Source organism: Mesorhizobium sp. M0045 (genome assembly GCF_040323385.1).
In the GTDB taxonomy this organism is placed as follows: Bacteria; Pseudomonadota; Alphaproteobacteria; order Rhizobiales; family Rhizobiaceae; genus Mesorhizobium.
In genome coordinates this window covers 78,671-103,287 of record NZ_JAMYUY010000003.1, presented here as the reverse complement: position 1 = coordinate 103,287, position 24,617 = coordinate 78,671, and the positions used below count along the sequence as shown (strand labels likewise).

31 protein-coding genes are annotated in these 24,617 nt (G+C 62.9%); 17 read left to right on the top strand and 14 right to left on the bottom strand.

Features of this window, described 5'->3' with window-relative positions:
- Positions 1-4 precede the first annotated feature (4 nt).
- Together NKJ72_RS05410 and NKJ72_RS05405 are read right to left on the bottom strand one after the other, a co-directional pair.
- Positions 5-406, bottom strand: a complete 402-nt coding sequence (locus NKJ72_RS05410) for a hypothetical protein (RefSeq protein ID WP_352476167.1) — start codon at positions 404-406, stop codon at positions 5-7.
- A 141-nt stretch (positions 407-547) separates the two neighbouring features.
- Positions 548-715 carry a hypothetical protein gene (locus tag NKJ72_RS05405; protein ID WP_254816537.1) on the bottom strand — a complete coding sequence of 56 codons (168 nt, stop codon included), beginning with the start codon at positions 713-715 and terminating at the stop codon, positions 548-550.
- A 203-nt stretch (positions 716-918) separates the two neighbouring features.
- Here NKJ72_RS05405 and NKJ72_RS05400 point away from each other — a divergent pair, with 203 nt between their 5' ends.
- Positions 919-1,080: a hypothetical protein gene (locus NKJ72_RS05400; RefSeq protein WP_008873884.1), complete on the top strand. Its 162-nt coding sequence runs from the start codon at positions 919-921 to the stop codon at positions 1,078-1,080.
- 114 nt (positions 1,081-1,194) lie between these two features.
- Here the strand turns inward: NKJ72_RS05400 and NKJ72_RS05395 are convergent, their stop codons facing one another.
- From NKJ72_RS05395 to NKJ72_RS05365, 7 genes are all read right to left on the bottom strand, one after another.
- A complete protein-coding gene (locus NKJ72_RS05395; protein WP_352476166.1) occupies positions 1,195-1,926 on the bottom strand; it encodes an SGNH/GDSL hydrolase family protein in 732 nt (243 codons plus the stop codon).
- 86 nt (positions 1,927-2,012) lie between these two features.
- Entirely contained in the window at positions 2,013-2,750 is a 738-nt protein-coding gene (locus tag NKJ72_RS05390; protein WP_352476165.1) for a DUF899 domain-containing protein, read from the bottom strand.
- Positions 2,751-2,901: 151 nt separating this feature from the next.
- Entirely contained in the window at positions 2,902-3,927 is a 1,026-nt protein-coding gene (locus tag NKJ72_RS05385; protein ID WP_352476164.1) for a class I fructose-bisphosphate aldolase, read from the bottom strand.
- A 140-nt stretch (positions 3,928-4,067) separates the two neighbouring features.
- Entirely contained in the window at positions 4,068-5,264 is a 1,197-nt protein-coding gene (locus tag NKJ72_RS05380; RefSeq protein WP_352476163.1) for a phosphoglycerate kinase, read from the bottom strand.
- 161 nt (positions 5,265-5,425) lie between these two features.
- Complete coding sequence (locus tag NKJ72_RS05375; RefSeq protein WP_352476162.1) at positions 5,426-6,280, bottom strand: lytic transglycosylase domain-containing protein; 855 nt, start codon at positions 6,278-6,280, stop codon at positions 5,426-5,428.
- A 4-nt stretch (positions 6,281-6,284) separates the two neighbouring features.
- Complete coding sequence (ispG, locus tag NKJ72_RS05370) at positions 6,285-7,538, bottom strand: flavodoxin-dependent (E)-4-hydroxy-3-methylbut-2-enyl-diphosphate synthase (protein WP_352476160.1); 1,254 nt, start codon at positions 7,536-7,538, stop codon at positions 6,285-6,287.
- Between the two features lie 206 nt (positions 7,539-7,744).
- Positions 7,745-7,924, bottom strand: a complete 180-nt coding sequence (locus NKJ72_RS05365) for a YdcH family protein (RefSeq protein WP_254816530.1) — start codon at positions 7,922-7,924, stop codon at positions 7,745-7,747.
- A 239-nt stretch (positions 7,925-8,163) separates the two neighbouring features.
- On the opposite strand from NKJ72_RS05365, the gene NKJ72_RS05360 reads away from it, so the two are divergent.
- On the top strand, positions 8,164-8,367 hold the full coding sequence (locus tag NKJ72_RS05360) for a YdcH family protein (RefSeq protein WP_023678480.1): 204 nt from the start codon (positions 8,164-8,166) through the stop codon (positions 8,365-8,367).
- Positions 8,368-8,399: 32 nt separating this feature from the next.
- Here NKJ72_RS05360 and NKJ72_RS05355 read toward each other — a convergent pair whose 3' ends face one another.
- On the bottom strand, positions 8,400-9,203 hold the full coding sequence (locus NKJ72_RS05355) for an IclR family transcriptional regulator (RefSeq protein WP_352476159.1): 804 nt from the start codon (positions 9,201-9,203) through the stop codon (positions 8,400-8,402).
- A 128-nt stretch (positions 9,204-9,331) separates the two neighbouring features.
- On the opposite strand from NKJ72_RS05355, the gene NKJ72_RS05350 reads away from it, so the two are divergent.
- The 12 genes from NKJ72_RS05350 to NKJ72_RS05295 all read left to right on the top strand — a co-directional run bounded on the left by NKJ72_RS05350 (position 9,332) and on the right by NKJ72_RS05295 (position 18,706).
- Positions 9,332-10,213 carry a transporter substrate-binding protein gene (locus NKJ72_RS05350; RefSeq protein WP_254816528.1) on the top strand — a complete coding sequence of 294 codons (882 nt, stop codon included), beginning with the start codon at positions 9,332-9,334 and terminating at the stop codon, positions 10,211-10,213.
- Positions 10,214-10,281: 68 nt separating this feature from the next.
- Positions 10,282-10,947, top strand: coding sequence for an amino acid ABC transporter permease (locus NKJ72_RS05345; RefSeq protein WP_352476157.1), 666 nt, complete (start codon positions 10,282-10,284; stop codon positions 10,945-10,947).
- A 1-nt stretch (position 10,948) separates the two neighbouring features.
- Positions 10,949-11,599: an amino acid ABC transporter permease gene (locus NKJ72_RS05340; protein WP_254816526.1), complete on the top strand. Its 651-nt coding sequence runs from the start codon at positions 10,949-10,951 to the stop codon at positions 11,597-11,599.
- A gap of 4 nt (positions 11,600-11,603) precedes the next feature.
- Positions 11,604-12,398, top strand: coding sequence for an amino acid ABC transporter ATP-binding protein (locus NKJ72_RS05335; RefSeq protein ID WP_352476155.1), 795 nt, complete (start codon positions 11,604-11,606; stop codon positions 12,396-12,398).
- Between the two features lie 34 nt (positions 12,399-12,432).
- Positions 12,433-12,891: a RidA family protein gene (locus tag NKJ72_RS05330; RefSeq protein WP_254816524.1), complete on the top strand. Its 459-nt coding sequence runs from the start codon at positions 12,433-12,435 to the stop codon at positions 12,889-12,891.
- A gap of 26 nt (positions 12,892-12,917) precedes the next feature.
- Positions 12,918-14,123 (top strand): aminotransferase class V-fold PLP-dependent enzyme, encoded by a 1,206-nt coding sequence (locus NKJ72_RS05325; RefSeq protein WP_352476154.1) that lies wholly within the window; start codon positions 12,918-12,920, stop codon positions 14,121-14,123.
- A gap of 166 nt (positions 14,124-14,289) precedes the next feature.
- On the top strand, positions 14,290-15,237 hold the full coding sequence (locus tag NKJ72_RS05320) for a metallophosphoesterase family protein (protein WP_352476153.1): 948 nt from the start codon (positions 14,290-14,292) through the stop codon (positions 15,235-15,237).
- Positions 15,238-15,353: 116 nt separating this feature from the next.
- Positions 15,354-15,596 (top strand): cupredoxin domain-containing protein, encoded by a 243-nt coding sequence (locus tag NKJ72_RS05315; protein ID WP_352974016.1) that lies wholly within the window; start codon positions 15,354-15,356, stop codon positions 15,594-15,596.
- A gap of 25 nt (positions 15,597-15,621) precedes the next feature.
- Complete coding sequence (locus NKJ72_RS05310; protein WP_502901833.1) at positions 15,622-16,182, top strand: sigma-70 family RNA polymerase sigma factor; 561 nt, start codon at positions 15,622-15,624, stop codon at positions 16,180-16,182.
- Positions 16,179-17,012, top strand: coding sequence for an anti-sigma factor family protein (locus NKJ72_RS05305; protein WP_352476151.1), 834 nt, complete (start codon positions 16,179-16,181; stop codon positions 17,010-17,012). Before NKJ72_RS05310 ends, NKJ72_RS05305 begins: the two co-directional genes overlap by 4 nt.
- Positions 17,013-17,135: 123 nt before the next feature.
- Complete coding sequence (purE, locus tag NKJ72_RS05300) at positions 17,136-17,633, top strand: 5-(carboxyamino)imidazole ribonucleotide mutase (RefSeq protein ID WP_352476150.1); 498 nt, start codon at positions 17,136-17,138, stop codon at positions 17,631-17,633.
- Positions 17,630-18,706 (top strand): 5-(carboxyamino)imidazole ribonucleotide synthase, encoded by a 1,077-nt coding sequence (locus NKJ72_RS05295; RefSeq protein ID WP_352476149.1) that lies wholly within the window; start codon positions 17,630-17,632, stop codon positions 18,704-18,706. Before purE ends, NKJ72_RS05295 begins: the two co-directional genes overlap by 4 nt.
- Before the next feature lie 215 nt (positions 18,707-18,921).
- On the opposite strand, the gene NKJ72_RS05290 is transcribed toward NKJ72_RS05295, so the two are convergent.
- On the bottom strand, positions 18,922-19,230 hold the full coding sequence (locus tag NKJ72_RS05290; RefSeq protein ID WP_352476148.1) for a lysozyme inhibitor LprI family protein: 309 nt from the start codon (positions 19,228-19,230) through the stop codon (positions 18,922-18,924).
- A 223-nt stretch (positions 19,231-19,453) separates the two neighbouring features.
- Here NKJ72_RS05290 and ykgO point away from each other — a divergent pair, with 223 nt between their 5' ends.
- Complete coding sequence (gene ykgO, locus NKJ72_RS05285) at positions 19,454-19,579, top strand: type B 50S ribosomal protein L36 (protein ID WP_006203764.1); 126 nt, start codon at positions 19,454-19,456, stop codon at positions 19,577-19,579.
- Between the two features lie 94 nt (positions 19,580-19,673).
- A complete protein-coding gene (locus tag NKJ72_RS05280) occupies positions 19,674-20,273 on the top strand; it encodes a tetratricopeptide repeat protein (RefSeq protein ID WP_352454860.1) in 600 nt (199 codons plus the stop codon).
- 86 nt (positions 20,274-20,359) lie between these two features.
- Here the strand turns inward: NKJ72_RS05280 and NKJ72_RS05275 are convergent, their stop codons facing one another.
- The 3 genes from NKJ72_RS05275 to NKJ72_RS05265 all read right to left on the bottom strand — a co-directional run bounded on the left by NKJ72_RS05275 (position 20,360) and on the right by NKJ72_RS05265 (position 23,541).
- Entirely contained in the window at positions 20,360-21,442 is a 1,083-nt protein-coding gene (locus NKJ72_RS05275) for an NAD(P)H-dependent flavin oxidoreductase (protein WP_352476147.1), read from the bottom strand.
- A gap of 207 nt (positions 21,443-21,649) precedes the next feature.
- The gene (gene pyk, locus NKJ72_RS05270; RefSeq protein WP_254816515.1) at positions 21,650-23,080 is read right to left on the bottom strand and encodes a pyruvate kinase; all 1,431 of its coding nucleotides are present in this window, start codon (positions 23,078-23,080) and stop codon (positions 21,650-21,652) included.
- Complete coding sequence (locus NKJ72_RS05265; RefSeq protein WP_502894192.1) at positions 23,077-23,541, bottom strand: DUF1036 domain-containing protein; 465 nt, start codon at positions 23,539-23,541, stop codon at positions 23,077-23,079. The genes pyk and NKJ72_RS05265 overlap by 4 nt, the downstream gene beginning before the upstream one ends.
- A gap of 268 nt (positions 23,542-23,809) precedes the next feature.
- On the opposite strand from NKJ72_RS05265, the gene NKJ72_RS05260 reads away from it, so the two are divergent.
- Positions 23,810-24,607, top strand: a complete 798-nt coding sequence (locus tag NKJ72_RS05260; protein ID WP_352476146.1) for an N-formylglutamate amidohydrolase — start codon at positions 23,810-23,812, stop codon at positions 24,605-24,607.
- Positions 24,608-24,617: the final 10 nt, after the last annotated feature.

The following is a 24,617-nucleotide window of genomic DNA, read 5'->3' as shown; positions in this document are numbered from 1 at the left end:
GCGTCTATCGTTCCAGCCCTTCGCGCTTGCGCTGCGCGGCGACGAAGGCCGCGCCGAAGGACAGTTTCCTCGTTGTCGGCATGCTTGCGTCGAGCACCCGCCAGAACGGCGCAATGTCGCTCAGCGCCATGCCACGCTCAAGATCCTCGTTGGCGGCCTCGGCGACAGTGCGCAGATGATAGCCGATGGTGACCGGACATGTCACCTCGGCACCGTGCTCGATGGCGAGAACGGTGCGCAAAGCGCGGATATCCATGCCTCCGGGGATGGAGCGGATGAATGCATCGACCTGGCGAGCTGTAGGAACCAGCATCGGCTGCCCTTCGACGACGTCGCCGATGGTGCGTGGCGACGGTTTTATGCCGTTGATGCCAGGCATGTTCAGCCTGTCGCTCCAGCTTTTCATCGATCGTCCTCTCAGCCATCCGTCTCCGGCGGCCATCGCACTATGGCACGAGCCTCCTGACACCATACTGTCAGGAGGCTTCAGCATGCTCATTTCAGCTCGTCGCCAGGTTGCATCCAAACGCCACCCAGAAAGCTTGCCTTAATTGCCGCCATTGCGGCGGTCGCCATACATGTCCGGCCAACCAATATCCTTGCGGATGTCCGCCGGCAGGGTATTCATGAACCGCTGGGTGCGGATCTCATTGCGCATCGTCCGGATCTTGCCGACATAGTGCTGCACGCTACGCAGAATGGTAAAACCGTTCATGGCTGGTCTCCTCTCTTTCGATGCAGGCACTATCGCACACCCCTGCTGACAGCAGTCTGTCAGGAGGGTGCGTCTCTCCTGACCGGCGTTTTGATTTGTCGACCGAAGTGATCAGGCAGTGCTGAAAAGAGGCCTGCCACACTGGAAAGACGGCGATCGCGGAGCCGCTTTGACAGCCAGCCGCGATGCTGATCAAAGGCGGCATGTCGAAACTTCTCGCGCTCGTCATCATCGCCATGATGGTCATCCAGCTCATCAAGCCGCTCGGCTGGCCCGGGCTGAAGCGGCGCAGCGATTTCTGGAAGCTGGCGCTGCTGGCGATGGCGGCGATTTCGATTACGGCGGTGCTCGGGCACTGGACGTGATGCATGTCGCGCAAAGTGTGCAGCGGTTTTGCGACAACGACATGCATAGAAACAGGACCTGAAGCACGTCGGATGAGGCCAGTCGAACGCGACGCGCTTTGGTGCCGGCGGCCGCTACGCGACGCCCGGTTCGTTGCCGAGCACCAGGCTGACCAGATGTTCCGCCCAGGCTCGATAGCCGGCTTCCGAAGCATGAAAGCCATCCGATGCGAAGCCGGCATCAGCATCGGTGATCGGCAGGCGGGGCGCCGGTATGGCGCCACGCTCGAGGCAAAGGCGCGCGCCCATCCGGTTCATTTCGACGGCACGGATTTCGAGAATCTTGCCGAGCAGCGGCGGCATTGCCGGCGCCCGGGTGAACTCAAGCACCGGCGACCACACGACGCGCGCCTCCGGCCATTTGGCGCGCAGCGCGTAAAGCAGGCCGCCAAACTCGCGCTTGAACCGCGGTACCGAATGAAAATTCTTGGTGTCGTTGGTGCCGATCGCCAGCACGATATGCGTCCACGGATCGGCCGATAGGTTGGGCAGCACATGATCGCGGATCTGGCCGGAGGTTGCCGAGTTGAAGCCGGCTGCCCGCCAGCGCACGATGCGGCCGGTGCGTTGCGCAATCAGAACGGCCAGTTGCGCGGCCAATCCGTTTTCGGAATTGCCGATGCCTACCGAGGCGGCGGAGGAATCGCCAAGCACCAGAACCGAGATTGCTGGCGTCAGGCCAGATATCTCGTGCATGACCGGACCTTGTGCCGGCAGCATGCGGGTGGTGCGGCGACGCACGCCAAGTCCTTGCCAGACATAGACCGGAAAGGCGAACCAGGTGAGAAGGGTCGGAAAGCGCCGCATGGCAAGTCCCTTTTAGGGCATAGCGAACAGCACTTAGCGCATGTTGCATTGGAGGTGAACGACCTTACAGTGACACCCTTGTCGCCTCAATGGCAGCAGTCATGTGTCCCGGATTGATCTTCGTACTCGTCATGCAGCCGCACCCAGTCGACGAGGCTATGATGCGGGCCGGTTTCGTTGCGACCCTTCGGCGTCAGGTCGAGATAATGATAGGCGCCGATCAGCGGATCGCCGCCTCGGGAGCGCAAGACGAAGGTCAGGAAGATGTCGCCCTTCTCGTCGCGATAGAACACGCTGGCGCCGGGAAGGTCTTTCGAGTTTCGCGCACGCCGCTCGAAATTGTAGGTCGTATCGCCGGCCGCGATCTGCTTGTCCGTGAATGACACCTGCATATCGAAGTTGAAGTCCGAGGCGTAGGACGACACCCAGTCGAATTTCCAGCCCATACGCTGCTTGTAGGGCAGCAATTCGGCCAATGGCGCCCGCGCTACCACGACAAGTGAGACATCGTGGTGCCTGAGATGCTGGTTGGCGCCGTCGATATGATCGGCAAGGAATGAGCAGCCTTCGCAGCGATAATCGGCGCCCGGCCCGAACATGAAATGGTAGACGATCAGCTGGCTGTTGCCGCCAAACAGGTCGGGCAGTTTCTTTGGCCCTTGCTCGGTCTCGAAGACGTAGTCCTTGCGGCTCTTCAGCCACGGCAATTCGCGGCGTTCGGCGGCGACACGATCGCGAAAGCGCGTCAATTCCTTTTCGCGCGCCAGATGCGCCTTGTGCGCCTGAAACCAGTCTTCCTGCGAAACGATCTTGTTGTTTGGCATAGGTCTGCTCCTCTTTTCACGGAGGACGTTCGGCAGCGAGCAATACCGACACCCGGCTGCATTTCAGTTGCAAGAAATTGCAGCCCTTGCTGCTTTCAAACAAAAACCCGGGCACGTGGCCCGGGTCGGGAGAAACGCAAGATGTCTTCGGTCAGGCGGCTTGCTCAAGCTTCGGCTGCCATTGTCCAAGCGCCGCCAGATGGTTCATGTGGGCGCGATGGGCGAAGGCGGCCTGCGCGGCGGCGACGTTCGCTGCCTTGCCGCCCCAGGCCTTCTGCGGAGCGGCCTGCAAGGCGCGGCCATAGGAGAAGGTCAGCTTCCACGGATGCGGGCCGACGGCGTTGATGGCATTGAGGTTGGCGGTCGCCTCCTCGTCCGATTGTCCGCCCGAAAGGAAGGCGATGCCTCCAATCGCCGCCGGCACCGTCTCGCGGAACAGTTTTATGGTCCTTTCGGCAACTTCCTCGGGGCTGCTGACCTTGCCCGATTTCTTGCCGGCAAGGACCATGTTCGGTTTCAGGATGGTGCCTTCGAGCGCGACGCGGGCCGCATAGAGCTCGGTGTACAACTTTGTCAGTGTCGCCTTGCTGATCTCGTAGCACGTGTCGATGTCGTGGGCGCCGTCCATCAGCACCTCCGGCTCGACGATTGGCACGATGCCGGCTTCCTGGCAAAGCGCGGCGTAACGGGCGAGCGCATGGGCGTTCGAGCCGATCGAGGTGGCGGAAGGCACGCCCTTGGAGACATCGATGTCGATCACCGCGCGCCATTTGGCAAAGCGGGCGCCGAGCTTGTAATAGTCGGCGAGGCGTTCGCGCAGGCCGTCCAGGCCTTCGGTGATGGTATCGCCGGGAAAGCCGGCCAGGGGCTTGGCACCGGCGTCGACCTTGATGCCGGGGATGGCGCCTGATGCCTTGATGATGTCGACCAGCGGCGTGCCGTCGGCCGCCTTCTGGTGGATGGTCTCGTCATAGAGGATGACGCCGGAAATGTATTTGGTCATTGCCTCGCTGGCGCGGAACATCATCTCGCGATAGTCGCGCCGGCTGTCGGCGGTCGACTCGACGCCGATGACGTCGAAGCGTTTCTTGATGGTGCCGGAGCTTTCGTCGGCCGCCAGCAAGCCTTTGCCATCGGCCACCATCGCGGCGGCAATGTCCTCGAGACGTTCGCTCATCGTGCTTCTCCTGAAAGAATTGATCCGTGCCCAGCAGACCACCAGAGCAACGCAGGTTCAAGTCGAACCATTTCGTCAAACGAGCGCGAATCGATTGAAAGTCGCGGGCGCACTCCTTCGCGCTGCTCTTGCGGTCGCGCTCAGCGCTTCAAGACGTCGACGCCGGGCAACGGCTTGCCTTCCATCCATTCGAGGAAAGCGCCGCCGGCCGTCGATACATAAGTAAAATCATCGCTGACGCCGGCATGGTTGAGCGCCGCCACCGTGTCGCCGCCGCCAGCGACCGAGACCAGTCTGCCGGCCTTGGTGCGCGCTGCCGCGTGCTTGGCCGTCGCCACCGTTGCGTGGTCGAATGGCTCGATTTCGAAAGCGCCGAGCGGCCCGTTCCAGACCAGCGTCGCGGCGCGGTCGATCCATTCGGCAATGGTCTTCACGGTTTTCGCGCCGACATCGAGGATCATGCCGTCGGCCGGCACGTCTGCTATGGCGACGGTCTCGTTGGCGGCGCCGGCCCTGAACTCCCTGGCGACGACGCCGTCGGCGGGCAGGATGATGGCGCAGCCGGCCTCGGCCGCCTCGATCATGATCTGCTTGGCGGTGGTCGCGAGATCATGCTCGCACAAGGATTTCCCGACGTCGGTGCCGCGCGCCGCTAGAAACGTATTGGCCATGCCGCCGCCGATGACCAGCGCGTCGACCTTCTTCACCAGGTTCATCAACAGGTCGATCTTGGTCGAGACTTTGGCGCCGCCGACGATGGCGACAACCGGACGGACTGGATTGCCAAGCCCCTTTTCCAGCGCATCGAGTTCGGCCTGCATGGTGCGCCCAGCGAAGGCCGGCAGCACATGCGCCAACCCTTCTGTCGACGAATGGGCACGGTGCGCAGCAGAGAAGGCGTCGTTCACGAAGATGTCGCCGTTAGCGGCGAGCTTTTCGGTGAAGGCCGGGTCGTTCTTCTCCTCGCCCTTGTGGAAGCGGGTGTTCTCGAGCAGCAGCACGTCGCCGCCGTTCATGGCAGCAACGGCATTTGCGGCCTTGTCGCCGATGCAGTCGGCGGCAAAGCCGACGGGGCGGCTGAGCACGTCCGCCGTCGCCCTGGCAATCGGCTCGAGCGAGAATTCGGGCACCGGTCCATCCTTGGGCCGGCCGAAATGGGCAAGCAGGATGACCTTGGCGCCCTTGCCGGAAAGCTCGGCGATGGTCGGTGCAATGCGCTCGATACGGGTGGTGTCGGTGACCTTGCCCTGGGTGACGGGGACGTTGAGGTCGACACGCACCAGCACACGCTTGCCGCTGATATTGCCGATGTCGTCCAGTGTCTTGAAGCCGGCCATGCTGATCCCTTTCGCGAAAAATCGCGGGGACCTTACCCCGCATCGACGACGATGCAAGACCTGGTTAACGGTTCACCAAAAATATGATTCACGTGTCGAGGACGAAGTGCCCACGGGGAGCAAGATGGCAGCAATGGCGCGAAAACGCACCGACATATGGCTTACCGATTGCGCACCACGATGCATGCGCCGCCCACGCTGTGCAGTTTCTGGCAAATATCGTCGGCCTTGGCTTTGGTGTCGGCGCCGATCCGCACCGCATAGATGCCGCGCCTGCCGATCGGTGTGCGCACCCGGCTGACCACCGGATCGCGACCGCTGAGCAAGGCTGGAAACCTGCGCTTGACGTTGCTCCACTGATTGAGCGCCGCGGCGCGACGGAAATTGCCGGCCACCTGCACGCCCCACGGCTTGATGTTGATCGACGACATCGGCACGGTTCTGGACATGATCACCGGCAGCTCGCGGCAAGCGGCAGCGAAAGTCGCCTTCTTGTCGAGCGGCCGGATGACGCCGGCGTAGGCGGCATCGGTGAACCTGTCGGCCGGCTCGCCCATGACGTCCAGGACGTAGCTTTCGGTCTCCATCGGGAGGAATCCGCCGGAATTCAGCCAGCGCGTCACCCGGCTCTCGCCGGCATTGTATGCAGCTGCGGCGAGGCCCAGATTGCCAAAGCCGGTCTTCATTTCGGCGAGATATTTTGCCGAGGCCGGGATAGCCTGCTCGATATCGAACGAATTGGCGAGCCCGCGCATCTTGGCGGTACCCGGCATGAATTGGGCGATACCCTCCGCGCCGACGGGGCTGACCGCGTTGGGATCGAAACGACTCTCCTTCCAGATCAGCCGGGCAAAGAAATCCCGGGGCAGGCCGTTCTGGTCGGCATGCGTCTCGATAAGATCGCAAACTCGATCGATCAGCTTCTGCTTGGCGGGCCGCGGCGGATCGGCCTGGACGGCCGCCGCCCAGCCCAGCCCGGAAATGACAACCAGCGTCGCCCCAAGCAAACGCCGCATCGAACTACTCCGCCGCGGCTTTGCCGTGTTGCCCAAACCGCCGTTCGATGTAGTCGGAAACCATTTTCTCGAAATCCGCGGCGATCGACGGGCCGCGCAGGGTCGCCGCCTTCTTGCCGTCGACGAACACCGGGGCGGTCGGCGTCTCACCGGTGCCGGGCAGCGAAATGCCGATATCGGCGTGTTTGGATTCGCCCGGACCGTTGACGATGCAACCCATCACCGCGACCTTGAGGTTCTCGACGCCGGGATATTGTTCGCGCCACACCGGCATGTTCTTGCGCAGGTCGGCCTGGATGTTCTGGGCAAGCTCCTGGAACACGGTCGAGGTTGTGCGCCCGCAGCCCGGGCAGGCGGCAACGATCGGCACGAACTGCCGGAAGCCCATGGTCTGCAACAGCTCCTGCGACACCTGCACCTCGCGCGTGCGGTCGCCGTTTGGCTCCGGCGTCAGCGAGATGCGGATGGTGTCGCCAATGCCCTGCTGAAGCAGGATGCCCATGGCCGCGGACGAGGCGACGATGCCTTTCGAGCCCATGCCCGCCTCCGTCAGGCCGAGGTGCAGCGCATGGTCGGAACGGGTGGCAAGCTCGGTGTAGACGGCGATCAGATCCTGCACGCCGCTGACCTTGGCTGACAGGATGATTTTCTCGCGGGCAAGGCCGATCTCTTCAGCCATTTCGGCCGACAGGATTGCCGACCGCACGATTGCCTCGCGCGTCACTTCCTGGGCGGTCAGCGGAAAGCCCTGGGCCTGGTTGTCGTCCATCAGCCGGGTCAGCAGCTCCTGGTCGAGCGAACCCCAATTGACGCCGATGCGCACCGGTTTGTCGTATCGGATCGCCATCTCGACGATCGCGGCGAACTGCCGGTCTTTCTTGTCCTTGAAGCCGACATTGCCGGGATTGATGCGGTATTTAGCCAGTGCCTCGGCGCAGGCCGGGTGGTCGGCCAGGAGCTTGTGGCCGATATAATGGAAATCGCCGACCAGCGGCACGTCGATGCCGAGTCGTTCCAGCCGCTCGCGGATGGCCGGCACGGCGGCAGCGCTTTCGTCGCGATCGACGGTTATGCGCACGATCTCGGAGCCGGCGCGATGCAGCGCCGCCACCTGTGCGACCGTCTGATCGACATCGGCCGTGTCGGTGTTGGTCATTGACTGGACGACGACCGGCGCGCCGCCGCCGACAATCACGCCGCCGACATCGACACCGACCGATCTGCGGCGTGGGAAGGGTGAGGAAAAATATCCGGTCATGCCGGCTGCCTTTATCTTGAAGGTCCGGGCATGAGGTGGAGGAGCAAAGATGGCTTGTCAATGGCGACTGGCGCGCAGGCCTAGCAAATCGGAAATGACAAGACGGCAGCTTGCCGCAAATCCACATGCATTTCCGGCAGCATAGCGATATGCCACCGGAAAGAGACGCGCGCCGGGCGGCGCGCGCTTCTAGTCCTGGAAGGGCTTCAGTGCGTCGTCGGTTTCGCCTTTAGTTTTTCAATCTCGTCCTTGAGCGCCAGCTTGCGCCGCTTGAGATTCACGATTTCGAGGTCGTCTACCGATGGATGGGCCATCGCATCGTCGATTTCCCGTTCGATGTCGCCGTGTTTCCGCTGCAGCTCATCAAGATGGGATGCAAGAGACATGATTGGTTCTCCCTTTCATGGTTTCCTCGATTGCAGCCGCCAAGGCACGTCCACCGCAGGCTCGCTTCTGTGACGGCATAATGACAGTGTGCCACCATCGGGCACCGATGTCGAATGCTGCGTGGTAGCATTCCACGACAATGTGAAATGTGGTATGGGCTGCGCGCCGGTGCAAGAAGGCCCCGGTCCCGCCCAATCAGGCCCAGTGTTTGGGCGCCGCAGACGTGCAGACGGTAAAAATGTCCGATCAGGAACAGGCGGATATCCGCCTCGAATATTCCCGGCTGAAGCAGGAACACGCCGATTTCGACGCGGCCATCAATGCGATGATCGCCATGAATTGCGACCCGCTGCAGATCCAGCGCATGAAGAAAAAGAAGCTTTTCCTGAAGGACAGGCTGATGGCGCTGGAAGACAAGATCATTCCAGACATTATTGCTTGAACGAACGCCGGCGCCGGCCTGCTGGAAAAGCGCTATGCCGCGATCGAAAGCCGTGCGGCGCGCTCGCGCAACAACGCTATCAGATCGTCGGTCTTTTCACTCGAAGTATCGATCGGAACCACCAGGCACATCGTCGCCTCGACCCTGCCCGGCGCTGAAAAAACCGGCGCGGCCAGGCATTTCGTGTAGGCATCGACAAGGCCGGAGGTGACGCAGTAGCCGGCCGATTTGGCGACGGCGATGTCGGCTATGAAATCGTCGAGCCGCAACCTGCGGCCGTCCGGCAGCACGAGATCGTCTTCCGAGACCATATCCTCGATCGCCGCCCTGTCGAATCCGGCGAGGAGCAGCCGCCCGGAAGCTGTCCAGGGAAGCGGTATTTGCAGACCCGTCGCCGAACTGATCCTGAATGGCCTCGTTCCCGGGCTTGAATGGACGATGGTGTAGCGGCCGCTTTGCAGCATGCACAGCTCCGAGGTCTCGCCGGTCTCGCGCGACAGATGGTCGACTTCCTGGCGCCCTCGCCTGAGCAGGTCGTTGCCCCGCACATAGTCCATTCCGTAGAGATAAAGCTTCTTTCCGAAATAGACCCGATTGCCGTCTCCAGCCATCTCAAGCAGGCCTGCGTCGACCAGCGAGCGCACCAGCGTATAAGTCGTCGAACGCGGCGCGTTCACTCCTTTGGCAAGGTCGCCAACGCCGATCGCGCGCTGTGTCGTGTGGAGAAACTCCAAAATCTGGAGAACCCGGTTGAGACCCTTCTCCCGAGAGCCCGAGGTCTTGTCTTCGTCCAGTCCGACGTCCGGTCGAGCGGCCAATGCATTGCCATCTTGCATTATCGATCCCTGATGTTAATCTGTCTTGTACAGAGTACAGGCGTCTCTTGTAAGAGACAATTACATCAGTTGCAACCGATGCCTGTATCGCTGGTCCAAAGGGGAACACAACACGAAAGGAGGTCGCCGTGAACGACACATCCAAAAGACGTGAATTTCTGAAACTGGGAATGGCCGGGCTTGCAACGGCCGGAGTGATGAGCGCCGCTACCGCGGTCGACGTTCAGAAAGCGGCGGCCCAGGCAGCGCCGGACAGCCTGCTGCGCACCGTCCTCGAGCGCGGCAAGGTGATCGTCGGCACCGGCAGCACCAATGCGCCCTGGCATTTCGAGAACGACGCCGGCGAACTGGTGGGCATGGACATCACCATGGGTCGCATTCTCGCCAAGGGGCTCTTCGACGACCCGACCAAAGTCGAATTCGTCATGCAGGATCCGGCTCAGCGCATTCCGAACGTGACCACCAACAAGGTCGACATCACCATCCAGTTCATGACCATGACCGCCCAGCGCTCGCAGCTGATCCACTTCTCCAGGCCCTACTACGTCGAAGGCATCGCCTTGCTGACCCTTCCGAACGCCGAAAACAAGACCTTCGACAAGCTGCTTGCCGCCGGTTCGGCGACCCGGATTTCCATCCTGCAAAACGTTGATGCCGAGGCAAATGTGCATATCGTGCTGCCGGAGTCGCAGGTGATGCAGATAGACACGCAGGCCAACGTGCTGCAGGCCCTGGAATCCAAGCGCGTCGACGCTGCCGCGGTTGATCTGTCAACGGTCCGCTGGCTCGCCTCGCGCAATCCAGACAAATACTTCGATGCCGGCAAGAGCTGGTTCTCGATGCTTTATGGCGCCGCACTGCGGCAGGGCGACCTCGACTGGCTGACCTTCGTCAACCAGACCTTCACCATCGCCATGTTCGGCCATGAAACGGCACTCTACGACGCTGCGTTCAAGGATTATTTCGGACAGGAGCCGCCGGCCCGCCATCCCGGTTTCCCGGTCATCTGATGCAAGCAGGCGGAAGGACAAACGTCCTTCCGCCCCCCTCTCATCACAGCCCTCTATGACGGGGATGCATGGGTTATACCCTCAACTTCAACCTGATCTGGCGGCATTTCGACAAGCTCTGGGGCGGACTGCTGTTAAGCCTCGAACTGGCCGTCATCTCGATCGCGATCGGCATCGTCATCGGGCTCGTTCTGGCGGTCTGGTATGTATCGGCCGGACGTGCGGTGCGGACCATCATCGCGGCCTATGTCGAGTTCATCCGCAACGTGCCGCTGATCCTGCTCGTCTATCTGGTCTTCTACGGCCTGCCGACGGTGGTCGACATTGCCTACAGTGCGCAAACCTCATTTATTGCCACGCTATCGCTCTACAGCGGCGCCTACCTGGTCGAGGTGTTTCGCTCGGGGCTCGAGGCGGTGCCGCGCGGACAGCTCGACGCCGGCAAGGCAATCGGCCTGACGCCATGGCAAAGGCTGCTCCACGTGCGCCTGCCGACGATGCTGCGCATAACCCTGCCGGCGCTTTCCAACACATTCATATCGCTCTTCAAGGACACGTCCGTGGCATCGGTCATCTCGGTACCCGAGCTCACCTACGGCGCCCAGTGGATCAACTTCAACACGTTCCGCATTGTCGAGGTCTATCTGGTGGTGACGGCGATGTACCTGTTGACCGGCTATGCACTGCTTTTCGCGTTGCGGCTGGTCGAGCGCCGGTTCAAGGCGGCGCGCTGAGATGCTGAGCCAGATCATTTACGCCTTGCCGTTCCTCGCCGAAGGCTTTGCCGTGACCTTGTGGGTGTCGCTGCTGGTCGTGGTGCTATCGCTCATCGCCGGCGTGCTGATGGGCGTCGGCCTTGTCTACGGTCCGGCTCCGCTGCGCTGGGCAGTGCGCATCTTCAGCGACACCATACGCGGCATTCCGATCCTGGTGCTGATCTTCTTCGTCTATTACGGCCTGCCCGCGGTGGGGCTGCATCTGGAATCCTTTTGGGCGGCCGTACTCGCCCTCACCCTCTTCAAGACCGCACAGGTGGTCGAATATCTGAGGGGCGCCGTCGGCTCGATTCCCAAGGGTCAGTCCGAGGCGGCGATGGCGATCGGACTGACCTTTCGCCAGCGGCTGGCCTACGTCATTTTTCCGCAGGCGTTCAGGCGCTTCCTGCCACCCTGGATCAATGGCGTGACCGACGCGGTGAAGGGCAGCGCGCTGGTCTCGCTGCTCGGCATCACCGACCTGATGCAGGCAATCAACCAGGTCATCGGCCGCACCTATGAGGCGATGCCGCTCTACATTCTCGGTGCGCTCGTCTACTTCGCCGTCAACTACGCCCTCTCCTTGGCCAGCCGGCGGCTGGAGCAGCGTTTCTCATTCATCCGGGAATAGCAAGATGTCCAATGCCTCGCACCAGAATCCGGCACTTCTCGATGTCTCCGAGGTTTCCAAAGCCTTTGGATCCGTCGAGGTCCTGCGCTCGGTCAGCCTCAAGGTGACACGCGGCGAGGTGGTGACTGTCATCGGCCCTTCCGGCAGCGGCAAGACCACGCTGCTGCGCTGCGTCAACTTCCTGGAGAGCTACGACAGCGGCTCGATCCGTATCGATGGCAAGGAGGTCGGCTATCGCGAGACGGGAACACGCCAGCGACGCAGCGAGCGCGACCTGGCGGCGATGCGAGCCGAGACCGGAATGGTGTTCCAGAGCTTCAATCTGTTTCCGCATTTGACTGCCGCCGGCAACATCATGCTTGGCCTGCGCAAGGTGCGCGGCAAGAGCAATGCCGAGGCCCGCACCATTGCCGAGCACTGGCTCGGCCGGGTCGGCCTCGCCCACAAGGCCGACAGCCTGCCGGCCGAGCTGTCCGGCGGCCAGCAGCAGCGCGTCGGCATCGCCCGCGCGGTGGCGATGGAGCCGAAGATACTGCTTCTCGACGAGATAACTTCGGCGCTCGACCCCGAACTGGTTGGCGAGGTGCTCGAGGTCGTTCGCAGCCTCGCCGAAGACGGCATGACGATGCTGATGGTCACGCATGAGATGGCTTTTGCACGCGATGCATCGAGCCGCATCGTTTTCATGGCGGACGGCGGCGTCAGCGCCGTCGGACCACCCGCCGAGATTCTGGCGGTGGGGTTCGACAATGAACGCCTTCGCAGCTTCCTGGCGCGGTTTCGCGCCTCGCATTTTTGACATCGGACGGCGAAAGCTGTCGCAAGGAGCTTTTATGACGCCTTACATCCGGCTCGCGGAATTGGGCCTGACACTGCCCGAGCCGCCGAAGCCCATCGCCAACTTCGTCACCTATGCCGAGAGCGGACGGCTGATCTTCCTCTCCGGCCAGGGGCCGTTGCGCGCCGACGGCGCGCTCTGCACCGGCAAGGTCGGCGACGACGTCAGCGTTGAAGAGGCCTATGGGCATGCGCGTCTGACCGGCCTGAACCTGCTCGCCGTCATGCATGCGGCGGCCGGCGACCTCGGCCGCGTCGTGCGCGTCGTCAAGCTGCTTGGCTTTGTCAATGCGACGCCGACATTCAGCGAGCACCCCAAGGTGGTGAATGGCTGTTCCGATCTTTTCGCCGCCGTCTTTGATAAGATCGGCGGACATGCCCGCTCGGCAATCGGTGTCGGATCGCTGCCGGGCAACATCACAGTTGAAATCGAGGCGGTCGTCGAGATCGCCTGAAATCGTTCGAAACAGGATCTGCAGAGATGACGACCTATGCCGCTGACCGTTCCAACACGACAATCCGCGAACGGCTTGGCCTTCGCCCGATCATCAACGTTTCCGGTACGATGACGGCGCTCGGCGCTTCGATCATCGTGCCAGAAGCGATTGCCGCAATGTCCGAAATCGCCTCGCAATGGGTCGAGATGGACGATCTGCAGCGCGCCGCAAGTACTGTGATTGCACGCCTCACCGGCGGCGAGGCCGGCTTCATCACCGCGTGCTGCGCCAGCGGCATAACCATGGCGATTGCCGGCGCGATGACCGGAACCAGCCTTCTTGCGATCGAGCGGCTGCCGGACGACATTGAGGGCGTCAAGTCGGAGGTCATCGTCCAGCTCGGTCACATCGTCAATTACGGCGCGCCGATCGACCAGTCGATCCGGTTGGCCGGGGCGAAGACGATACCCGCCGGCACGGTCAGCGTGACGCAGGATTATCATGTGCGCGACGCGATCCGCGACCGCACCGCGGCCGGCCTCTACGTAGTTGCGCATCACACGGTGCAATACGGCATGCTTTCGCTCGAGGAGTTCTGCGAGATCTGCCACGCCAAGGGCGTGCCGGTGATCGTCGACGCCGCCTCCGAATACGACCTGCGCGGCTTTCTCGCACGCGGCGCCGACATCGTCGTCTATAGCGGGCACAAGTTCCTCAGCGGACCGACAAGCGGCATCGTGACGGGGCGCAAGGATCTGGTGCGGGCCGCCTATCTCCAGAACCGCGGCGTTGCGCGCGCCATGAAGGTGGGCAAGGAGAGCATTGCCGGCACCATGGCGGCCCTGGAAGCCTGGGAGCGGCGCGACCATGCCGGCATCCGTCAGCGGGAGGAAGCCGCCCTGCATCTGTGGAAAGACGCATTGCAAGGGCTACCTGGTATCGCCGCGCATATCATTCCCGATCCGACCGCCAATCCGCTCGACCGCCTGCAGGTGTTTGTTACGCCTGAAAGCAGGTTCACCGCCGCCGGCCTTGCCTCGGCGCTGGCGGCGGGCTCGCCCCCGATCATCGTGCGCAACCACGAGGTCGAGCGCGGTCACTTCTTCCTCGATCCATGCAATCTTCATCCCGGCGAGGCGGAGATCGTCGCCGAAAGCCTGCGGGCGGTGCTGAGTGCTGCCGATCGGCCCGCGGATGCGATGAAACCCGCTCGCAAGCAGTCCGCCGGGGCCGTGCGCTGGCCGGACTAGACATCGCCAGAACGTGGTCGAGCCAGTGCCTTCCAGCGCCGGCTTGGCATCGGGCCATTACGCCATCACGGCACTGTGAATGACTTTTTGGTCGTCGGGCGGAATAAACCACCACGCCCATTGGTCTCCCAAGCAGACGCCATTTCCGGCGTTGCAGGAGACCGGTATGACCCACCACCACGACAATGAAGCTGACGGCATCAGCCGCCGTCATGCACTGGAATGCATGATCTGGGCCGGCACGGGAGTGCTGTGGACGATTTCGGCCGGCGTGCCGGTTTCGCTCAGCCTGCTCGGCGCGGCGCAAGCCGCAGAAGCCTTGGCCACCGGCTTCACTTTCCTCCAGATCTCCGACAGCCACATCGGCTTCGACAAGGCTGCCAACCCGCACGCCATCGACACGCTGAAGGAGGCCATCGGCAAGATCCAGGCGTTGCCGCAAAAGCCCGCTTTCATGATCCACACCGGCGACATCACCCATTTGTCGAAAGCCGCGCAGTTCGACAACGCTGCCCAGATCATCGGCGGCGCAGGCTTCGACGTACATTATGTGCCCGGTGAGCACGACCTGATCGATGACGGCAATGGCCAGGCCTATCTCGACCGCTACGGCAAAGGCACCAAGGGCGCCGGCTGGTATTCGTTCGACCAGAACGGCGTCCATTTCATCGGGCTGGTCAACGTCGTCAACCTGAAGGCTGGAGGACTGGGCAATCTCGGCGCCGACCAGTTGGCATGGTTGGCCGATGATCTGAAGGCGGTCACCGCCTCGACGCCAATCGTCGTCTTTGCCCACATCCCGCTATGGGCTGTTTATCCCGAATGGGGCTGGGGCACCGACGACGCGGCGCAGGCCTTGGCCCTGCTCAAGCGCTTCGGCTCTGTCACCGTACTCAACGGCCATATCCACCAGATCATGCAGAAGGTCGAAGGCAACGTTACCTTTCATACCGCGCGCTCGACCGCTTTCCCGCAACCGGCGCCGGGCACCGCAGCCTCACCCGGGCCGATGACGGTGCCTGCCGGCCAGTTGCGCAGCCTGCTCGGCACAAGCAGCGTCACAGTCAAGCAAGGCGGGCAGGACCTCGCCATCATCGACAGCACGCTGGCTTGAGGGGAAATGCGATGATCTGCTTCCCATCCCGCGTCTTGGTCGTATCCCCTGTCACGTTCGGTGTGGCGGCGATCCTGATAATGGTTGCCATGCCACTGAACGCAGCAGACCAGCCAATGATCAAGATCGAGAACTTTGCCTTCACACCGGCGGTGCTGACGATAAAGCAGGGCACTACCGTAACCTTCGAGAATGACGACGACATCCCGCATCTGGTGGTCGCCAACGATGCCTCGTTTCGCTCCAAGGCGCTTGACACCGGTGACACATATGCCTTCACTTTCACCAAAGTGGGCGACTATGCCTATTTCTGCGGGCTTCACCCGCACATGCAGGGCAGGATCACCGTCGCTCCGTGAGGATTTTCGGAAGGTTCTGCCCGGGATGCCGGGCGATGCGACGGTGTTGAACCAAGAGGCCGCGGCCGAGCGCTTTCGCGAGGTGGTTCTGCCCCATCTCGCGGATGCGCTTGCGCTTGCCCGCTGGCTGACGGGCAACGCAGCCGATGCGGAGGATGTGGTGCAGGAGGCCTGTTTGAAGGCGCATGCGGGCATCGCCGGCTATGCCGGCGGCAATGCGCGCGCCTGGCTGCTGGCGATCGTGCGCAACGCCTCTTACTCCTGGCTGGCGCGCCACCGGCCGCGCAGTATCGTCGCCGTCGGCGACCTGAGCGACCTCGATGACATGACGGCTGCATATGTCGCCGGCCTGCCGGATACGGATAATCCTGAGGCAAGCCTGATCGCCAAGGCCGACACGGCCGCACTCGAGGCGGCGATCGCCGCGCTGCCGCACCAATTTCGCGAGACTGTGGTGCTGCGCGACGTCAACGGCCTCAGCTATCGCGAGATCGCGACGCTGCTTGGCGTGCCGCTAGGCACGGTGATGTCGCGGCTGGCGAGGGCGCGCGGTCTGCTGATATCCCAACTTGGGAGGGCGCTATGAGCGCGCACAACGATGGACTGCCCGATGACCCGGCGGGCGTGGCGCTGATGATCCATGCCTTGGTCGATGGCGAGCTCGACGCAGCAGCAGCATTGGCTGTCGAGCGACGCATCGCGGCCGACCCGGCGCTCGCCGCCGAGCATGCCCGCATCGTTGCGCTGCAGACGGTCGTCAGCGGGCTGCCGAGGCTCGATGTCCGTGAGGATTTCAAGGCTCGCATCGCTGCAATCGGGACAGCCGGTATGGAGAAAGTGCTGCCGGCGCCGGCGCCCGCCGCTCGAGTGCTGCCAGCGCACAGGGCGATGCACCGATTTGGCGCGTTCGACTGGCGCGCGCTGGCGGCGTCGATCGTCGTTACCGCCGTGCTGGCCAGCGGCGCGACGCAATGGATGATGCTGAGCAGGGCGCCCGACAGCTTTGCCGCCGCGGTCGCCAACAGCCACCGCCGCAGCCTGCTGGCAGCCAGCCCGGTGGACGTCGTCTCGTCGGACCGGCACACGGTCAAACCCTGGCTGGATGGCAGGGTCGGCCTGTCTCCGCCGGCACCTGACCTTGCCAGTGACGGCTTCGCGTTGCTCGGCGGCCGAGTCGAGGTGATCGCCGACCAGCCAGTGCCGGCACTGGTCTACAGGCACCGCGAGCACCTGATCACTCTCGTCGCCGCGCCCGAGGAAACCGGCTCGACAGCCGGACCGGTCGATCTTTCTGCTGGTGGCTTCTCGCTGGTCCACTGGAGCGACAGCGCCTTTTCCTACTGGGCGATTTCCGATACCGAACGGCCTGAACTTGACGACTTCGTCAACCGCTTCCGAGCAGCGGCCGCCCGATGACAGACCCCCCAAGTCCATGTGCGTAGCCACGGAGACGGCATAAGCGGCTTTGCCGTTTCGGCCATCCTTGCGGCTCCCCTCGATTTCCGCTAATGCGCGCCTTTGCCGCCGGAGAGCAGAAGCTTGGACGATCACCGCGCCGACGTCGCCATCATCATGGGCAGCCAGTCCGACTGGGCGACGATGCGCCACGCCGCCGAAACGCTTGAGGCGCTTGGCATTCCGCACAAGCGCCTGATCATCTCGGCCCACCGCACGCCCGACCGGCTCTATGACTTCGCCAAGGGCGCCAAGGCGGCCGGCTACAAGGTGATCATCGCCGGTGCCGGCGGTGCGGCGCATCTGCCGGGCATGACGGCGGCGATGACGCCGCTGCCGGTGTTCGGCGTGCCGGTGGAATCAAAGACGCTGTCGGGCCAGGATTCGCTGCTATCAATCGTGCAGATGCCGGCCGGCATTCCGGTCGGCACTTTGGCCATCGGCAAGGCCGGCGCTGCCAACGCTGCCCTTCTCGCCGCCGCGGTGCTGGCGCTGAGCGACGAAAAGCTCGCCGCCCGGCTGGATAGCTGGCGCGCCGCGCAGACCGCCAAGGTGGCCGCCGAGCCCACGGACGCGCCGTGAGCCTGCCGGCGGGATCGAGCATCGGCATCATCGGCGGCGGCCAGCTCGGCCGCATGCTGGCGATGGCCGCGGCCCGCCTCGGCTATCGCATCGTCGTGCTGGAGCCGCAGCCGGATTGCCCGGCGGCACAGGTCGCCAACCGGCAGATCGTCGCCGCCTACGACGACGCGGCCGCGCTTGGCGAGCTGGCTGCGGCCAGTGCCGTCGTTACTTATGAATTCGAGAACGTTCCGGTCGCGGCTGCCGCGGCACTTGCCTCTACGGTGCCGGTCTATCCGCCGGCACGCGCACTGGAAGTGGCGCAGGACCGGCTGGCGGAAAAGAAATTCCTCAACGGTATCGGCATACCGACCGCGGATTTCAGTCCCGTCGACAATGACGAGGAACTGACGGCTGCGCTGAAACAGTTCAACGGCAGCGGCATATTGAAGACGCGCCGCATGGGCTATGACGGCAAGGGCCAGCGTGTCTTCCGCAACATGGAAACAGGCGGCTTTGCCGGCACTTGCGAGGCGATGGGCAACGTGCCGTTGATCCTGGAATCCTTCGTCACCTTCGAGCGCGAGATTTCGGTGATCGCCGCGCGCGGCAGCGACGGCTCGCTCGCCGCCTACGATCCAGCGTGGAATGTCCATCGCAACGGTATTCTGCACAGCTCGACGCTGCCGGCCGGAGTAAAATCCGAGACGGCTGCTGCGGCTCAAACGGCGGCGGCAGAGATCCTTGCAGCGCTCGACTATGTCGGCGTCATCGGCGTCGAATTCTTTGTCCTTGCCGACGGTTCGCTGTTGGTCAACGAGATAGCGCCGCGCGTCCACAATTCCGGCCACTGGACGGAGGCCGCCTGCACCATCTCGCAATTCGAGCAGCACATCCGCGCCGTCGCCGGCCTGCCGCTGGGAAATCCCGCCCGGCAGTTCGACTGCGTCATGGAAAACCTGATCGGCGACGACATCCGGCGCGTTGCTGAGCTGCTCGCCGAGCCCGATCTGATGCTGCACCTCTATGGCAAGGCCGAGGCGCGGCCCGGCCGCAAGATGGGCCATTTTACGCGCGTGAGCCGCCGCAGCTAGAGCATGATCCCAAACCGAAGGTCCGCGCTAGCGAAAAGTGGAATCCGGTTTCGGAAAAGATCATGCTCAAACACAAAGTTAGAACCTACGCTTACTGGATGTCGGCGCTCTCGTCCTCGTCGGGGCTGGCGCAGCTCACATCGCCTTCTGCGCAGGTCGAATCGGCGGTGAGCTGCTGGTGCGATCGTCGGTCAGCCGCGTCAGGCATTCCGATATCAGCACGGATAGATTGAGCCGCCTTCGCTGTCCGCGGCGGAATAGCTGCATTCCGCGTCGCGAAAAGCGATCCAGGCGCGCTGCGCCGTCTGCAACAGCTTCCGGGCTTTTGCGTCACTTCCGCCGATGAGATCCTGGTAGGCCTTGTTGAGCTTGGCGTCGGCGGATTTGTAGTCCAAGTCGGCGCAGATGTTCATCATCTGCTGGCTGTCGTCGTTGCGGTCGCATTCCTGCGCGTGGGCAACAGAGCCTGCCGCGAGGACGACAAGACAGGCGGACACAAGAATTCGGCGCATGACGATCTCCAATTCGCAGCCGCATCATTCCAGCCGTCGCAAGCCTGCGCAATGCCGCAAGGCGCCAGTGGCGGATATTTGATGATACGAAACGGGCCGTATCGTTTAGGCAACGCGCTTGCGGTTGACACGGGCAACGCTCCTCGTCTATGAGCCACGCACAGTTCAAAGGCGCGTCTGTGGGCGCGCCTTAATAATTCGGCCCGTGACCGGGCCCAGACCGACGGGCAAGACCATGAAAATCAAGAATTCGCTCAAGGCGTTGAAGGCGCGTCACCGCGACAACCAGCTGGTTCGTCGCAAGGGCCGCATCTACATCATCAACAAGACCGCGCCGCGCTACAAGGCGCGCCAGGGTTGAGTTTTCGACGGAGGCTGCGCGCCTCCGTTCGCATGATACGACACTCACGCTAAATTCAGTTTGACGATCCGGCGTCGGGGGCTAGATTCCCGCGATGCGGATTCTTTTTGCATTTTTCACGGCTTTCCTCGTGTCCGGCGCTGTCTCGCTGCCGGCGTGGGCTGAAGATCCGACCACAACTCCGCCGACAGCACCTCCGGTCGTCAAGACGAAACAGGCGCGGCTCGATCAGCTGTTTGCCGATCTCAAGCGCGAACGCAATGAAAAGGCGGCCGAGCGCATCGCCGGACGGATCGGCAGCGAGTGGTCCCAGTCGGGCAGCGCCTCTATCGATCTGATGATGCAATGGTCGCAGAAGGCAATCGAAAACCAGAAATTCGATGTTGCACTCGATTTCCTTGATCAGGTGGTGACTTTGCAGCCGACCTATGCGGAAGGCTGGAACCGGCGCGCCACTGTTCATTTCATGATGAAGAACTACGGAAAATCGATGGCGGACATCGACCGCACCCTGCAGCTCGAACCACGCCATTTCGGCGCGCTTTCGGGCCTTGCTCAGATCATGGCCGAAACCGGCCACAAGCAGTCGGCACTCGAGGCCTGGCAGCGCGTTCTCGGCATCTACCCGATGATGCGCAGCGCCCAGGACCAGGTCGCCGCACTTTCCGAGGAGCTTGCCGGCGAAGGCATTTGAAGCCAGTAGGGCAATAGGGGAGTAAGGCAGTATGTAAGTGGTGTAGATTGCACTGCGGAACGCATGCCCCCTACTCCCCTACTCCCCTACTCCCCTACTCCCCTATAGGCCCGATCTACGCCGCTTGTTTCCGTGACGAGTTTCTCCACAAGCGCGGCGGCCGGCATCTGCCGCAGCTTCGCAACGCCCTGCCCGGCCCAAATGGGCAAGAAGTCAGCCCGCTTGCTTTCATCCTTCGCCATCGAAAGCGGCATGACCAGACTCGCCTGTAGCGGAAACGCCAGCGCAGCATCTTCCTCACCAGCCATTTCCATCACAAACCGGTTGCGCACCACGCGCGCTGGGCGGCCAGTGAAGCAGCGAGTCACCGACGTGCTCTCGTCGTTGGCCGAGCGCAATGCTGCGCGATAGACTGGCTGCACATTGGCTTCAGGACAGGCCAGGAAAGCCGTGCCGATCTGCACACCAGATGCACCAAGTGCAAAGCTGGCGGCAATGCCGCGACCGTCGAAGATACCGCCGGCGGCAATTACAGGCACCCGCACGGCATCAACAATCTGCGGTACGAAGGCCATGGTGCCGGCTGTGCCGATAGCAGGGTCGCCAGTGAATGTGCCGCGATGCCCACCGGCCTCGTATCCCTGGGCAATAATGGCGTCCACCCCTCCTGCCTCAAGCTGGCGCGCTTCCGAGACGGTGGTAGCCGAACACAAGACAGTACAGCCGGCCGCTTTCAACTGCTGCACAATTGCGGTGTCGGGTAGGCCGAAGTGGAAGCTGACCACCTTCGGGCGCAGCTCGAGCACAATTTCGAGACGCTCACGATCGAAGGTGGGGAAGGGCTCGCCCGGCTCGGGCACCGGTCCGAGGCCGACCTCCTCATAGCAGCCGCGAAGGCGGTCGCGCATAATTTGTGCAGCCGCATCATCGCGTGCCGGCGCCGGGTGCGCAAAGAAGTTGACGTTGACCGGACGATTGGTGGCGTGCTGTGTCGCCGTGAGCTGCTCGCGGATAGCCGCAGCAGGCAGAATACCGCATCCGAGCGAGCCTAGTGCCCCGGCATTGCTGACCGCCGCCGCGAGTTCCGGTGTGGTGACGCCGCTCATCGGCGCCTGGATTATCGGGTGCTCAATGCCGAGGAGTTCCAGAAGATCAGTGCGCATCCACATTGGATCACCCTCCTCTTTCTCCCAGGAGAGATTAGCTTAACTGACTTCCAGCTCAAGTCGAACAGGACCTTCGAACCGCCGGCTGCAGGCCGATGCAAGCTGGCGGAGTTCGGCGTCGATCCTAACCCGACTGCCGTCGATGCGCCGGGCTGGCGCCGTGTTTACGACGCGCCATGCAGCCGGCCGATCCGCCAGCCGCCGCCGGCATTAGCGTCCGACTTCCGATCCGACATAGGCGATGCGCAGCATGTTGGTCGAACCGGGCGTCCTGAGCGGAACGCCGGCCGTGATGATGACGCGGTCGCCGGGCTTGCCGAAACCTTCGTCGAAGGCGATGCGGCAGGCGCGATCGACCATGTCGTCGAGGTCGATGGCATCGGGAGAAACGACGCAATGCGTGCCCCACAACAGCGACAGCCGCCGCGCCGTGTTGAGGATCGGCGACAATGCGACGATCGGCACTTGCGGCCGCTCACGCGCGGCACGCAGGCCGGTTGTACCCGAGGCCGTGTAGGTGATGATGGCCGACAGCTTCAGCGTCTCGGCGATCTCGCGGGCAGCAAGCGAAATGGCGTCGGCGCCGGTCGCTTCCGGTTCCGAGCGCTGCGCGTTGATGATGCCGGCATAGGTCGGGTCGGTTTCGACCTTGGTGGCGATCCGGTTCATCATCGCCACCGCTTCGACCGGGTAGGCGCCGGCAGCGGACTCCGCCGAAAGCATGATCGCGTCGGCGCCTTCAAACACGGCGATCGACACGTCCGAGACTTCGGCGCGGGTCGGCACCGGCGCGGTGATCATCGATTCCAGCATCTGCGTGGCAACGACCACAGGCTTGCCGGCGCGGCGGGCGGCGCGGGTGATCTGCTTCTGAATGCCAGGCACGGCTTCGAGCGGCATCTCGACGCCGAGATCGCCGCGGGCGACCATCAGCGCATCCGAAAGCTCGATGATCTCGGCCAGCCGGGCGACGGCCTGCGGCTTTTCGATCTTGGCCATGATCAGCGCCCGGCCGCGCGCGATCTTGCGCGCTTCGGCCAGGTCCTCGGGCCGCTGCACGAAGGACAGCGCCACCCAGTCGACGCCGGTTGCCAGAACCGCGTCAAGATCCCGGCGGTCCTTTTCCGTCAGCGCGCCGACCGGCAGGTCGGTGTCGGGCAGGCTGACGCCCTTCTTGTCGGAAATGGTGGTGCCGGCGACGACGGTGCAGACGATCGCCTTGCCGTTGCTGCTGACCGCCTTGAGCTCGAGCTTGCCGTCGTCGATCAGCAGGCGATGACCGGCCTCGACCGAACGCAGGATTTCGGGATGCGGCAGGTAGACCCTCTTCGAATTGCCGGGCTCGGGATTGTCGTCGAGCGTGAAGGTCTGGCCGACGGTCAGCACTTCTTTGCCGTTGGCGAACTTACCGACGCGCAGCTTTGGCCCTTGCAGGTCGGCGAGAACGCCGATCGGCCGGCCGACCGCCTCCTCGACAGCACGAATGCGGCCGACAAGCGTCCGCATCAATTCATGGTCGGTGTGGCTCATATTGATCCGGAACACGTCAGCGCCGGCTTCGAACAGCTTCTTCAGCATCTCCTCGGACGAGGAGGCCGGACCGATGGTGGCGAGGATCTTGACCTTGCGGCTACGTCTCATTGACTGTTTGTTCCCGGGGCGGCTGCAGCGCCATCCGTTGCGGGCTCGTCAGTCAGCTGGACCATCCAGCTTGCCTGCTCGCCCGTGTCATATTCCTGAAATCCGGCGCGCTGAAAGCCCCGGGCGACGCAGTCGGTAACGCCGGCGATCTTGAACTCTTTTTCGGCCACGCACATGTTGATCGGGCCATCCCAGCGTCCGCCGCGCTCGGCGTCTTCTGCATAAAGATAGTAAAACCTTGATGACAACGGTCCCTCGATGAGCGTCTTGCAGCTCGATCCTTCGATGTGCCACCAGCCTTCGGTGATCCAGCCGGCCTTGGCGCGATAGCCGATGCCGACGCCGACCAGGTTCTGCGTGGCGTTGCAGACCCGGAAATCGGCCCGTGCCGGCGAGGCCGTGATCACCGCGAAAAGGCCCATTGCCGGTATCAGGAGCGGCATGGCCAAGGCATGGCGCACACGCAGCCTGCCGGCGAAACCCATCCTGAAACCCCTCAAGAACCACATTTGCATCTCTCAACGCCCCTTTTCGGAAAAGTCCGTACGCATGTCAACGCGCCGATCTGTCCAATTCCAATCGATTTAGAAGGCTCCGGCGCGCTTGCGATCGCCCCTGCTCAGTTTTTTGGCAGAAACCGTGGCCAAACAACGGCATTGCGCAAGCGTTCTCTTCGTGGAATGACGATACCACCCTCCCAGGAAGCCCGCGAACAGACCTTTCCCGCCGATGACCCGATCCACAGTTTTCGCGCCTTTCGACATCGTCGAAGGCGACCGCAAGCGCGGCATGGTGCTTTTGGCCGATCATGCTCGCCGCGACCTGCCGGAGGAATATGGCAGCCTTGGCCTGCCAGCGGCGGAGTTCGATCGCCACATCGCCTACGACATCGGCGTCGAGACTGTAACCCGCGAACTCGCAAGTCTGCTCGGCGTTCCGGCGGTGCTTGCCAATTTTTCACGGCTGCTGATCGATCCCAATCGCGGCGAGGACGATCCAACGCTGATTCGCCAGCTCTATGACGGCACCATCATCCCGGGAAATTATCCCATGGCGCCGGAGGAACGCGAAAGACGTCTGGACCGCTTTTACCGCCCCTATCATGATGCCGTCGGCGCCATGATCGCCTCGGTGGCGCAAGCGTCCGCGCAGGCACCTTTCATCTTTTCGGTGCATTCCTTCACGCCGACCATGCAGGGCTTCGTGCGGCCGTGGCACGTCGGCATATTATGGGATCTCGACGATCGCGTTGCGCGGCCGCTGATCGACATGCTCACCAAGGACAAGAGCCTCATCGTCGGCGACAACGAACCCTATGACGGCGCACTACGCGGCGACACCATGTTCAGGCACGCCATCGTCAACGGATTTGCCCATGCGCTGCTCGAGATCCGCCAGGACCTGATCGCCGACCTTAAGGGTGCCCTCGAATGGGCCGAGCGGCTGGCGCCGATCGTTGACGCGATCGATCGACGTGCCGATATACATGCGGTGAAAATATTCGGCTCGCGCACCGGACCGGTGTGACGAAAGGCCC